At 57.7% G+C, this 12919-nt stretch carries 11 protein-coding genes; 8 read left to right on the top strand and 3 right to left on the bottom strand.

Annotated features, from left to right (window positions below; all coding sequences use genetic code 11):
- Positions 1-767 precede the first annotated feature (767 nt).
- Both GS614_RS07635 and GS614_RS07630 read right to left on the bottom strand, forming a co-directional pair.
- Positions 768-2135: a sensor histidine kinase gene (locus GS614_RS07635; protein ID WP_371809384.1), complete on the bottom strand. Its 1368-nt coding sequence runs from the start codon at positions 2133-2135 to the stop codon at positions 768-770.
- Complete coding sequence (locus GS614_RS07630) at positions 2132-2800, bottom strand: response regulator transcription factor (RefSeq protein WP_171118947.1); 669 nt, start codon at positions 2798-2800, stop codon at positions 2132-2134. Before GS614_RS07630 ends, GS614_RS07635 begins: the two co-directional genes overlap by 4 nt.
- Before the next feature lie 139 nt (positions 2801-2939).
- On the opposite strand from GS614_RS07630, the gene GS614_RS07625 reads away from it, so the two are divergent.
- The 5 genes from GS614_RS07625 (at position 2940) to GS614_RS07605 (ending at position 8568) form a co-directional block, all read left to right on the top strand.
- Positions 2940-4028, top strand: coding sequence for a tricarboxylate transporter (locus tag GS614_RS07625; RefSeq protein WP_171118945.1), 1089 nt, complete (start codon positions 2940-2942; stop codon positions 4026-4028).
- Positions 4029-4104: 76 nt separating this feature from the next.
- On the top strand, positions 4105-6135 hold the full coding sequence (locus tag GS614_RS07620) for a tripartite tricarboxylate transporter permease (protein WP_171638858.1): 2031 nt from the start codon (positions 4105-4107) through the stop codon (positions 6133-6135).
- Positions 6136-6214: 79 nt separating this feature from the next.
- Complete coding sequence (locus GS614_RS07615) at positions 6215-7303, top strand: 4-oxalomesaconate tautomerase (RefSeq protein WP_171725868.1); 1089 nt, start codon at positions 6215-6217, stop codon at positions 7301-7303.
- Between the two features lie 51 nt (positions 7304-7354).
- The gene (locus tag GS614_RS07610; RefSeq protein WP_171118938.1) at positions 7355-7591 is read left to right on the top strand and encodes a hypothetical protein; all 237 of its coding nucleotides are present in this window, start codon (positions 7355-7357) and stop codon (positions 7589-7591) included.
- A complete protein-coding gene (locus GS614_RS07605) occupies positions 7588-8568 on the top strand; it encodes a D-2-hydroxyacid dehydrogenase family protein (RefSeq protein ID WP_171725867.1) in 981 nt (326 codons plus the stop codon). The genes GS614_RS07610 and GS614_RS07605 overlap by 4 nt, the downstream gene beginning before the upstream one ends.
- On the opposite strand, the gene GS614_RS07600 is transcribed toward GS614_RS07605, so the two are convergent.
- Complete coding sequence (locus tag GS614_RS07600; RefSeq protein WP_253284204.1) at positions 8537-9511, bottom strand: AbrB family transcriptional regulator; 975 nt, start codon at positions 9509-9511, stop codon at positions 8537-8539. The genes GS614_RS07605 and GS614_RS07600 overlap by 32 nt on opposite strands.
- Positions 9512-9679: 168 nt before the next feature.
- On the opposite strand from GS614_RS07600, the gene GS614_RS07595 reads away from it, so the two are divergent.
- The 3 genes from GS614_RS07595 to tcuB are packed head-to-tail and all read left to right on the top strand — an operon-like array spanning position 9680 to position 12835.
- A complete protein-coding gene (locus tag GS614_RS07595; RefSeq protein ID WP_171725866.1) occupies positions 9680-10360 on the top strand; it encodes a GntR family transcriptional regulator in 681 nt (226 codons plus the stop codon).
- 11 nt (positions 10361-10371) lie between these two features.
- Positions 10372-11766, top strand: a complete 1395-nt coding sequence (tcuA, locus tag GS614_RS07590) for an FAD-dependent tricarballylate dehydrogenase TcuA (RefSeq protein WP_171725865.1) — start codon at positions 10372-10374, stop codon at positions 11764-11766.
- A complete protein-coding gene (gene tcuB / locus GS614_RS07585; RefSeq protein ID WP_171725864.1) occupies positions 11756-12835 on the top strand; it encodes a tricarballylate utilization 4Fe-4S protein TcuB in 1080 nt (359 codons plus the stop codon). Before tcuA ends, tcuB begins: the two co-directional genes overlap by 11 nt.
- The last annotated feature ends 84 nt before the right edge of the window (positions 12836-12919 follow it).

The following is a 12919-nucleotide window of genomic DNA, read 5'->3' as shown; positions in this document are numbered from 1 at the left end:
TGCCGGGGTCACGATGACTTCGTCCTTGCGAAAGGTGAAATCACGCAGTGTCCCATCTCGCCAGTTTCGAACACGATGCCCATTTTCCTGAAGGTTCAGAAGGACATGATGTTCTGCAAAAACTTCCTCGGGCATCCGATCAGGTTCGGCCCGAAAATACCGCACTGACATCAAATCAGCCGCCGAAGGGCGCTGCATCGCATCGCTGTTCAACAGCGGTTCTGACGGATAGATATCAGCGTATCTCAAAGGCAATGAATGGCTCCGGCTGGCAACATAGATAGATTTGCAGGTATCCGCATCGCGGACAACATTCGATAAGTTGGGCCAACTGGTACAGGATCAAACACCTTGCTGGCGTTATATGTGGTCGTTGAACAGCCTACGCGACATCATTGATTAGCACTGACGTGGACATACATGAAAAAAACGGGTGTGAGACTAAAGTGGTCGTCAGGAACGGCTTTTTGTCTGAAAGCAGAACACAGGCGTCTCAGAAGAGCGCTTGCTTTGTTCCGCCAGGCAGTCTCTCGTACGCCCTCCACTGAACGGCCACAACTCAACCATAGATCGCTTGACCCAACATCGGTTTTATCGACGTTGGCGGTTTGTTATGACGCGCAAAATTAGCCGACGGTTGCGAGGCCAGCCGTTCGGAACATAGTCCGGAAACAACCGCAATGCGCAACGAAGCACCAGTTCGCTGCAACCGCAAAGAGTACCCTTTGATATTGAAGAGTTTCGGGCCGCTAAATGCTGGAAACGACTTACAGGGCTATGGGAAGCTCAAGTGTAACGCTTGCCCCTTTTTCGACTTGGTTGATTTCAACCACTCCTCCATGGCGTTTTGCCACCGCTGAGACAATTGACAATCCAAGGCCGCTGCCCTCCGAGTACTCTAGCTGCGAAAACCGACTGAATGCTGCTTCGCTTTGGGCGGGTGAAAGACCAGTTCCGTCATCGGCCACAGTAAGTTTGACACTTCCTCCGTCACAGAGCAGCACAATTGAAATTCGGCTCAACTTAGCGCCACCATGTTTAACTGCATTGTCCAGCAGGTTTTTGATGGCCTCAGTCAAAAAGATCTTATCCCCTGTTACCATGATTGCAGACTCCGGCATCGTGACCTCAAAATCGATCCCATTTGCCAGAATTTGTACGCCCATCTCTGCACAAGCTTCTTCAACGACCAAGCGGAAATCAATCTTTTCCATCTGATCCTGATGCGTAGGTTGCCGCAGCCGTTCCAGTGATAACAGCTGTTCCGCCACAGTAGCCGAGTTCTTTGCTGCTGCCACAAGCTCGACAATGCGTTTGTCCCTGTCTTCATCCGTTTTTGCATCTCGCAGCGCCTCGGCCATGGACTGGACTGCGGCTGCTGGATTCCGCAGTTGATGCGCGGCTTCTGAGATAAACACTTGATGGGCGTTTATACTGTCTTCGACCTGCCCAAACAGCCGGTTCAGGGTCTGAACAATGCCATGGACTTCGGTCGGGACCGGGCGTTTTATCTTGCTGAGGTCGTCGGGCGAACGCAGGTCAATGGCGTCCTGCAAGTCCAGCAACGGTCGCAGGCCGCGCGCAACGCCGAACCAGACGACAAAGCCAAGGGTGGCCATTAGGATGCCCATCAGTATAGCTGCTCGGATCGACAATTCATTGGCAAACGCGTTGCGATCCGCGATGCGTTGCCATGCGGTGACCGTCGCATCTCCTACAAGGTTATCCAGAGTGACCCGTTCGGTCATTTTCAATACGCGCACCGGCTCGTCACGATAGACCGCTTCGAAAAACTGGGGTTGGTAAACGTCCTGCTTTGTCGGGTTTGCCGAGGCAGGTGGATATGCGTAACCGGTTACGTAGATACCGCCGGGTCCGGTCACGTGGTAAAAAATCTCTCCCCCCGATGCATCGCGGATTAAGCTGCGGGTGGTGGGCGATAAAGCATCGCCGTCTGACACCGCCACATCGCGCGAGATCGCCAGACCAGCAGATAACAGGCTGTCGTCAAAAAGCTCTTGCGCCGTTTCCCGGGCAACCGTGTAGCGCCAATATCCAAGCAGGATCGCGAGCAACACCAAGGGCGTCAGGATCAGAATGAACAGCCTAAGCCGGAGCGAACCATGCCTGATCACTTCTGCACCTCAAGCAGATACCCAAGACCGCGGGCTGTCTTGATCCTAATGCCAAGGTTCTGAAGGCGTTTGCGCAATCGCGATACATGAGGTTCAACGGCAGAGTCTTCGACATCCGCACCAACGCCGTAGACATAGTCAGTCAGCTGGCCCTTGGGGACAATTCTGCCGCGCCGTTCCAGCAGGCATTCAAGCACAGCCATTTCTCGGCGTGGCACGTCAAGCACCTGTCCCTTTACGCTGACCTGCCGCGCGGTGCGGTCAAATTCCAGTTCTCCGATGGTCTCTTGCGAGCCGTAATCCAGTTGCTTGCGACGAGACAGGGCGCGGATGCGCGCCTCGAGCTCGTCCATCTCGAAAGGTTTGACCAGGTAGTCGTCAGCGCCCATATCCAGACCAGACACTCGGTCACTGGTCTCGGTGCGCGCGGTCAGCAGAATAACCGGGGCGCTGTCACCCCGATTGCGCAACGACCGCAAGATTTCAAGCCCTGACCGACCCGGAAGGTTGATGTCCAGAACGATCAGGTCCGCGCCTTCCTGCTCTAGATACAGATCGGCTGCATCGCCGTCTGTTAGTACATCAGCAGCATGGCCCCGATCCCGCAGGCGATAGGCAATGGCGTTGGCGAGGGTCTCATTATCCTCGACGATGACGATCCGCATTCGGGCTCCTGCAAGTTTCGCGCAAGGTTGGCGCTCCATGATTGCCAGATGGGAGGGGGAATCAACCCCACAGTTCTATTTGCGATCACGGTGGCGCGGAGGGCGCCGACGTGGTTGTCTGGTCAACAGGGAGGAACCAATGGCCATTTCCAACTTCACCCGTCGCGCCGTCGTGGGGCTGATCGCCGCCGCCGGTATCGCAGCACCCGCCGCAGCCGAGGTCGATTTCTCGGGCAAGACCATTGAATGGGTCATCCCGTTTTCGGAAACCGGCGGGTCTGCCAAATGGGCCAACTTCTTTGCGCCGCTTCTGTCCGAGGCGCTGCCGGGTCAACCGACTGTGGTCGTGAAATTCATGCCGGGCGCTGGTTCGACCAAGGGTGCGAACTGGTTTCAGGAGCAAAGCCATGATGACGGTACGCTGCTGTTCGGCACCTCGGGTTCAACTCAATTCCCGTATCTGCTGAACGATCCGCGCGTGCGTTATGAATATAACGACTGGATTCCGGTTATGGCATCGGGAACCGGTGGCGTCGCCTATCTGAACGCTGAGGATGGCGCAAAGTTTGATGGCTCCGCAAACGCGCTGAAAGACACCAACTTCATCTACGGCTCGCAGGGCGCGACCCGGCTGGATCTGGTCCCGCTGCTGGCGTGGCAGATGTTGGGTATGAATGTTGAGCCTGTCTTTGGCATCAAAGGCCGTGGAGACGGACGCCTGATGTTCGAACGTGGAGAGGCCAACATCGATTATCAAACCTCCTCGGGCTATCTGGGCGGTTCGGCGCCGCTGGTCGAGGCTGGTCAGGCCGTGCCGATGATGACATGGGGTGCCTTGGATGCAGACGGCAACATCGTGCGCGATCCGACTTTCCCGGATATCCCGACTTTCAAAGAGGTCTGCGAGGCGACCGATGGCTGTGAAACCAGCGGTGAAGCATGGGACGCATGGAAAGCCTTCTTCGTGGCGGGCTTCCCGGTTCAGAAACTGGCCTTCTTGCCCGGTGACACGCCACAAGAGGTCGTCGATGCCTACACCGCGGCGTTCCAAGCTGTAACCGAGCGTGGTGACTTTGCAGACATTTCGTCCAAACGCGTAGGCAAGTATCCGGTGTTCGTCGGCGACGGCTCAAAAGCTGCGCTGCAAACCGCGACCAATGTGGATGACAATGCCAAGCAATATGTCCTGAACTGGCTGAAGGAAGCCTATGGTGTCGAGTTGAACTAAGCCGACACGTCGTCGCGCGCCCAACGAAGGGCGCGCGCTTTTCTACATACAAGACAATTTATGAAAGGCGGCCGCTATGGAGGTTTTCGCCACCGCTCTACCTGCGCTTGGTGATGCGTGGGGTCTGATCCTGCAACCCATCGTTCTGGGCTATCTCGTGCTCGGCGTCGTTATGGGGCTGGCCGTGGGTGTTTTCCCGGGGCTTGGAGGAATTGCTGGCCTGTCGCTCTTGCTCCCTTTCATGTTCGGCATGGACCCGATCCTGGGTCTGGCCCTGATGATCGGGATGGTGGCGGTGGTTCCGACCTCTGACACTTTCGCATCGGTCCTGATGGGCATCCCCGGCAGTTCGGCATCGCAGGCCACAGTGCTGGATGGCTTCCCCATGGCCAAAAAGGGCGAGGCCGCGCGGGCGCTGTCGGCGGCCTTTTCCTCGTCCCTGTTCGGAGGGCTGGTCGGCGCGACCTTTCTGACAATGTTCATTCTGATCGCGCGCCCAATCGTTCTGGCCTTTGGACTGCCCGAGATGCTGATGATCACCATTCTCGGCCTGTCGATGGTCGCCATTTTGGCAGGACGCATCCCACTGAAAGGCGTCGCTGCCGCTGGATTAGGCCTGATGGTCGGCACAATTGGCGAGGCCGATGCCGGTGGATCGCTTCGGATGGCGACCTATGACATTCCCTATCTTACCGATGGCTTGAAACTTGTCATTGTCGGTTTGGGTATTTTTGCGGTGCCCGAAATCGTCTCGCTGCTGCGGCAGGATCGGTCGATTGCGAAAGGCGCCTCGATAGGTGCTGGATGGCTGGAAGGCGTCAAAGACTGGTTTGCGAATATCTGGCTGTCGGTCCGCTGTTCGATCATCGGGGTCGTCGTCGGCGTCATTCCGGGCCTCGGCGGTTCGGTCGTTGACTGGATCGCTTATGGTCATTCGGTTCAAACCACCAAGGACAAAAGTAATTTCGGCAAAGGCGAAGTGCGCGGGGTCATCGGCCCGGAAAGCTCGAACAACGCTAAGGAAGGCGGCGGTCTGGTGCCGACGCTTCTGTTCGGAATTCCAGGCTCGGGCTCGATGGCAATCTTCATTGGTGCGGTTGCGTTGCTGGGGTCGGGGGATATCGAAGTCGGTCCGAGCATGCTTCAGGACAATCTCGACATCACCTATTCGATCGTCTGGCTGCTGGCGCTGGCCAACGTGGTGGGCACCATCCTGTGCATCGCGGCCTCGGGCGGGATCGCCAAGCTGACCACGATCCGCTTTACCTATCTGGCGCCGTTCCTGTTCATGTTGATCAGCTTTGCAGCCTTCCAATCCGGTCAGAACTTCGAAGACCTGCTGGCCTTGTTTGTGATTGGTTTGATCGGCATCTTCCTGCGACGGTTCGACTGGTCGCGCCCAGCTTTCCTGATCGGCTTTGTTCTGTCGAACCCGGTTGAAAAGTTCACCAATCAGGCCTTCCAGATTGCATCGTTCCGTTTCCGAAAGAGCTTTGGCGAAGGGATGGAATATGTCTTCAGCCCCATCGTCATTGTCTTGATCGTCGTCACGGTTGCCTCGGTTATTCTGGGCATCCGGCAAGCCAAGATGATCATGGCCGAGGGTGAGGTCCAGGCAGGTACAAAGCGTGCGCCATTGGTCTTTCTACTGGTGATCATGGCCTATCTGATCGTGGCTTTGGTCAATGCTAACATGATCCCTGACTACAACATGACCGACAAAATCATCCCCCTGGTGATCGGCTGCATCTCTTTGTTCTGCTGCGTGATCCTGCTGATCCAGATGATGCGGCGGCCCGAGGGCGACGCGATCTTTGCAGACAAGGAAATTGCGGGTGAGGACGCCAGTGCCCCCCATGGTTTGTGGTCCACGCTGGCGTGGTTCGCCGGTCTCATCGCGGCGACATGGGTGGTGGGGTTCATCCTTGCATTGCTGGGTTTCCTGATCGCGTTTTTCCGCATTCGGGCGGGGGCCAGCTGGCAGATGGCGCTGATCCTGACCGCCTGCGGTATTGGCTTTATGTGCCTGATGGCGGGTGCTCTGAACCGCGATTTCCCGCCTGGTCTGTTGCAGGACATGGTCAGCTTGCCCTGGCCATTGAAATGAGCAGCCCGATGACATCTCTCGGCCTGTGTACCGGGCCGGGCAGAAGAAACACCACTCAGTCTTGGCCAGGGGGGACCCGATGACCCAAACAGCAATCCCATATGTATTCATGCGGGGCGGAACCTCTCGGGGCCCGTATTTCCGCCGCTCGGATTTGCCCGAGGATCTGGACACTTTGGCCAAAGTGCTGATCGCTACCCTCGGGGCCGGGCAGTCGCTGAACATTGATGGTATCGGCGGTGGCGCGGCGGTCACGACCAAGGTCGCGATGCTGTCGGTCAGCGAGGATGACTGGGCCGATATCGACTATTTCTTCGCGCAGGTTGCGGTCGAGGATAAGTTGGTCGACTTCAAACCAACTTGCGGCAACATCCTGTCAGGTGTCGCCCCCGCTGCAATCGAAATGGGGTTGTTTGAGCCCCAAGGCGATGAAACCGAAATCCGTATCCGGGCGGTCAACACCGGGGCCCGTGTAGTGGCTCGGATTCAGACACCCGGGGGAAGGCTGACCTATGAGGGTGATACAGGCATTGCCGGGGTGCCCGGCCAATCTGCACCGGTGCAGCTGAGTTTCATGGGGGTGGTTGGGTCAGCAACCGGTGCATTCCTGCCCACCGGCAACCTGCGTGACACAGTACAGGGGATCGAACTGACTTGCATGGACGTCGCTATGCCAATGGCCATTGCCTGCGCCGCCGACTTCGGACTGACGGGTTATGAAAGCGCCGAGGATCTGGACGCCAACCGCGCCTTTTTTGACCGGATGGAAGCCGTTCGGATCGAAGCCGGGGAACGGATGGGGATGGGGGATGTATCCAAATCCGTGACCCCCAAATTCGGCCTTGTAGCTCCTGCCAAAGCGGGCGGAACGCTTGCGGTGCGGTATTTCATGCCGTGGAAGACCCACCCGACCATGGCGGTTACTGGTGCGCAGTGCATGGCGTCCTGCGCTTTGACGCCCGGCACGGTCGCGGAAGGTTTGCTGGATCGCCCGACGACAAGCCCGGCTGAAGTCATATTGGAACATGCCTCGGGCACGATCGACGTATTGGTGGATTTCACCACTGAGAATGGGTTCACTGTAAACGCAGCAGGCTTGGTTCGTACCGCGCGCAAGTTGGCAGACGGCCATGTGTACGTTCCACAATCCGTGTGGAAAGGGAGTTGATTAGGCATATCCAAATTAGTATACTTTTGTATACAAACGAGAGAGGTTACGATGGACGACTACTCGGAATGCCTCGATATCGCGCGTCAGGAGCTCCGGTTGGCGCAAGCTGCCTTGCGGCGGGATATGGCCGAATACCCCACGCCAATCGCGGGATGCGACGAGCAATTCAATCATCTGTTGGACCAAAGCGAACGCGTCCGAAACGCGCTGGCAGCACTTGACGTGCAGCATTTTGTGCCGACACCCAGAAAACTGACCACCGAGCAGAGTATAGAAAACCGATGAAAGTACACATTCTGGACGATTGGTTCGACACGCTGCGTGGGCTGCCATGTTTCGAGAGGCTCAACGATCATGAAGTGACGGTGTGGACGGATCATGTCGAGGATCTTGACATCTTGGCCAAGCGTTTGCAGGAGGCTCAAGTGCTGGTGCTGTTCCGAGAGCGGACCAAAGTCACGCGTGCCTTGCTGGAAAAGTTGCCGAATTTGCAGCTGATCAGCCAGCGCAGCGTCTATCCCCATGTTGATGTGCCGGCCTGTACAGATCAGGGTGTTTTACTGTGTTCGAATATGCATAGCGGCACGCCGTCTTATGCTGCGGCGGAACTCACATGGGCGCTGATCATGGCTGGGATGCGGGATTTGCCCGCTCAGATGGCCTCGGTCAAGGCAGGGCACTGGCAGGCAGGGGTAGGCAAGACGCTACGCGGTCGTCAATTGGGGCTCTATGGTTACGGCCGTATCGCGCGTGCGGTTGCGGGTTATGCCGAGGCGTTCGGAATGAATGTCGTTTGGTGGTCGTCCGATGAAGGTCGGTCGCGTGCGCAAGCGGATGGCGCTAGGGTCGCGCCGAGCCGCGAGGCGTTTTTTGCCGATAGTGACGTTGTTTCGATCCATGTGCGCCTGAAACCGGACACGCGTGCGATCATTACCGCATCGGATTTTGCGGAGATGCAGCCCGGGGCGATCTTCGTGAACACTTCACGGGCCGGGCTGATTGCTCCGGGCGCTTTGCTTGAAGCGCTCAACGCCGGTCGCCCCGGCAAAGCCGCGATTGATGTATTCGATTCCGAGCCACTGACTGACGCGACCGATCCATTGCTGGCACATCCCAACCTGCTCGCGACGCCGCATATTGGTTTTGTGACCGAGGATGAGTTCGACCTGCAATTTGCCAATATCTTCGATCAAGTAAGTGCTTACGCCGACGGCGCGCCGATCCACATGATCAACCCCGAGGTTTGGACCACCGTAGAATAAGATTGGCGGCGATGGGCGCGCCGATGATCACCAGCACAATCCTTGTCAGATGGTGAGTGATCACAAAGCCCAGGTCCGCGCCTGAAACGATGGCCAGAACTGTCATCTCGGCCTGCCCGCCGGGCGCGAAGGCCAGAAACGCCTCGACCGGCTTGCCAAGCCCTAACGTGGTGACAACAGCAGTGAAGGCCGCAGCCAACACGGCCAGAACAACCACATAGGCGCAACCCGCTGCCACGACCTTGCGCAATTCCACCCAGGTGACACCGACAAACTTCACTCCGATTCCGCAACCGATGAAGAATTGCGCGGCCAGGATGGCCTCGCGCGGGGGGCGGGTATGGATGAAGTCCCCGAGTGACAAAGCAGCTGTCAGGATCATCGGTCCCAGGATCGACGCGCCGAAGAGACCGATGCGCTCGCCGCCCTTCCAGCCGATAAAGGCGGCCAACACCATCAGGGCCAGTTCGTGAACCGGCAGGGCGTGTGCGGGTTCACCGATTGGGTTGGTCAATTCAGCGCCATAGAAAACAGTCAGAAATAGCGGGGCCAACGTCACTATGATCAGCACGCGTGTGCCGTGGATCAGCGACAACGTGCGCGGATTAGCACCCGCCTCGGATCCGAAGATGATCATGTCCTGCAACCCGCCGGGCATGGCAGCATAAAAAGCGGTTGTAGTATCGAAGCCCCAAACCTTGCGGAAGAATGGCACTCCGACCAGTGCGATCAGCAGGATAAAGAACGGAACCAGCGCAATCGACGCGGCCATTTTCGGCAATTCGGCAAACAGGGCCGGAGTGATCGATGCTCCCACGGCAACGCCCAGGATAGTGCGTGCCGCCACCGAGACCTGCCCGAATCCCTCCATCGGCGCATGCGCCAGGGCTGCAATCAGACAGGCGCTCATTGGGCCGAACAGGAAGGGCAGGGGCAAATTCATTAACCAGAATGCTCCGGTGCCCAACACTGCAAGCGCGAAGGTCACTGCACGTTTTTTCGCTGAGGAGGGTGCGTTGATCTGGGTGGACAAAATGTAGATTCCGGTGCGGTTGACTTAGTGTGTATCCAAATGTATACAAGTGGACGCAATAACACAAGTGAGCGCGTGATGACCCTGCAGGACGACCCGTTACAGCCAGGCCCACAAGGCAATTCCGCCTATCAGCGCCTGCTGGATGAGATTCGCGAAGGTAGCCTGCCGCCCGGCGAACGCCTGCGCGAGATAGAGTTGTCCGAGAGGTTGGGAGTTAGCCGCACGCCTGTGCGCGAAGCGATCCGACAGCTGGAAGCGGATGGGTTGGTCACACATGTCCCCCGTCAAGGCGCGACGGTACGCAGCCTGGATTACGCCGAAGTGATGGAGCTCTATGAGATGCGCGCTGTGCTCGAGGGCACTGCGGCCCGTCTGGCGGCAAGGGCGGCGTCCGATGTCGAACTGGATGAGCTGGATGTGCTGAATGACCGGCTGGCCGAGGCAGGCACCGGTCCGGAGGCCGCGCGGATCAATCGGATTTTCCATGCGACGCTTCTGGATGCGGCCAAGAACCGGTTTCTGGCTAAATCCATGTTGTCTTTACAAAAGGCGTTGCTGATCCTTGGTCCGTCGCAATTGCTGGACGGCGACCGAGCCGAGGCCGCAGTAGCCGAACACCGCCTTATCATGGCCGCCTTGAAAGCCCGGGATGGCGCGGCGGCTGAAAATGAGATGCGCGCTCATATCCACGCAGCACAACGCATGCGCATTCGCGCCTTGCAGGAGCGCGACCGAACAACGGACCAAACTCAATAGGCGGAAACCACATGGCCACCCAAAAGGAAGCCTACGATATCGCTGTGATTGGCGGAGGTAACGCCGCCTTGTGCGCTGCGATGACCGCCGCCGAAGCAGGCGCGCGCGTTCTGATCCTTGAAACGGCGCCAAAACCCTATCGTGGCGGAAACTCGCGCCACACCCGAAACTTTCGCTGCATGCATTCCAGCCCTTTAGGCCCGCTGGTCGAGGAATACAGCGAAGACGAATACCTTTCAGATCTGCTCAAGGTTACCGGGGGCAAAACCGACAAAGATCTGGCGCGCCTCGCAATTCGCACGTCCGAGGAATGTCTTCCCTGGATGGAGGAGCACGGGGTTCGGTTCCAGCCCTCTTTGTCGGGGACGCTATCGCTGGCGCGGACGAATGCGTTCTTTATGGGCGGCGGTAAATCGCTGGTAAATGCCTATTACCGGACAGCAGCGAAGCTGGGCGTCGAAGTCCTGTACGAAGCCGCCGTCACGCATCTTGAATTGAACGGAGAGCGGATTGAATGGGTAGACTTCACCTGCGAAGGCCAATCCCATCGCATAACACCCAAAGCGGTCATCGTCGCTTCGGGCGGTTTTCAGGCTGACACCGATTGGCTGACGCGTGCGTGGGGACCTGCGGCACGCAACTTCCTGATCCGTGGCACGCCCTATAACCGGGGTGTCGTGCTGGCCGATCTTCTGGATCAAGGCGTTAAGAGCGTTGGAGACCCGACCCAATGCCACGCCGTTGCCGTCGACGGGCGTGCTCCGAAATTCGATGGCGGCATCGTCACCCGTCTGGATTGCGTTCCATTCTCAATTGTTGTCAACAAAGATGCCGAGCGGTTCTATGACGAGGGCGAGGACGTCTGGCCAAAGCGTTACGCGATCTGGGGTCGCCTGGTCGCAGCCCAGCCGGATCAGGTGGGCTATGTGATCATTGATGCCAAATCGCTGAACCTGTTCATGCCGTCGGTTTTTCCGCCGTTAAAGGCGGACACGCTCGAGGAACTGGCCAAAGCGATGGGCCTGCCCGCCGATAAGCTGACCACGACCGTCGCAGAATTCAATGCCGCCTGCGGTGACACAAGTGGCTTTCGTCCAACAGAATTGGACGGAGTTTCAACTACCGGCCTGACCCCACCCAAAACCAATTGGGCGCGCCCGATCACCGAACCTCCTTACTATGGCTACTCACTGCGCACCGGTGTGACCTTCACCTATCTGGGGCTCAAGGTGGATGAATCTGCGCAATGTTCAATGGCAAACGGCAAAATCCAGAACCTCTGGGCGGCAGGCGAAACCATGGCTGGGTCGATTTTGGGGCAGGGTTATCTGGCCGGGTTCGGCATGACCATCGGAACCGTCTTCGGACGCATTGCAGGACGAGAGGCCGCTTCTTATGCGAACTGAACTGATACAGGAAGCCCGCCGTCAGGCTGAGATCTGCAATGCCTGCCGGTATTGCGAAGGCTACTGCTCGGTCTTTCCGTCGCTTCACGCTGAACGCGCATTCTCGGACGGCGATATCACGCAATTGGCCAATCTCTGCCATAACTGCAGAGGATGTTACTATGCCTGCCAATATACGGCGCCGCATGAGTTCGACCTCAACCTGCCGAAGGCTCTGGCCGAGGTCCGGCGCGACAGTTGGGAAAGCTTCGCCTGGCCGCAACCTCTGGCGCGCTGCTTCCATAGCCATGGTGGGGCGATCGCTCTGGCTCTGGTCGTTGGCTTCGCGCTTATTTTTTGGGCCATTCGCGCGATCGGCTCGACCGGAGGCGAAGGCTTCTACTCTGTCCTCTCTCACAACGCGATGGTAGTGATTTTTGCTCCGGCATTCCTTCTGCCTTTGTTCAGCATTGGCATCAGCTTGCGGCGCTATTGGCACGCAGTTGGAGGCCAGCCGATCCAACTGGGCGACTTGAAAGCCGCGCTAAGTCGAACGGCCAAAATGCAGGACCTGGCTGCTGGCCACGGGGAGGGTTGCAATTTCGAGGACGAAGACCGTTTTAGCCAGGCCCGCCGCCACGTGCATCATGCGATAATGTACGGGTTTCTGCTGTGTTTTGCTTCGACTTCGGTGGCGACGATCATGCATTACGGGTTCGATCTGCACGCACCTTACGGGTTCTGGTCATTGCCGAAGCTGTTTGGAGTCACAGGGGGCGTTTTGCTCACTGCTGGCTGCTACATGATGGTCCGGCTGAAACAGAAGTCAGACCGCAATCTCGGCGATGTTTCAGCTTGGGGCGGAGAAATCGGATTTATATTACTGCTTGGGTTTGTAGCGTTGAGCGGGCTTGTTCTTTACGCTTTCGGTTCATCCGCAGTAATGCCTGCGCTGCTTGCCGTCCATCTGGGGTCGGTCCTCGCGTTCTTCCTTCTTACGCCTTACACAAAAATGGCGCACGGTTTCTATCGGCTTGCTGCCCTTGTCAGGGATGCGCAACGAAAAAGAGATGTGTCGGTGGTCCGCTAGCAGCCCGCATTTTCTGAGTGAGGCGAAGGAAAACGCATTTATTATCGAAGGACGCGGTGTCGCGGGTGGCAGCCAACGTCCCGA

The sequence above is a fragment of the Ruegeria sp. HKCCD6604 genome, assembly GCF_013110635.1.
Taxonomy (GTDB): domain Bacteria; phylum Pseudomonadota; class Alphaproteobacteria; order Rhodobacterales; family Rhodobacteraceae; genus Ruegeria.
Note: the sequence above shows the minus strand (reverse complement) of the source record. Positions and strands in the feature narration are given on the sequence as shown.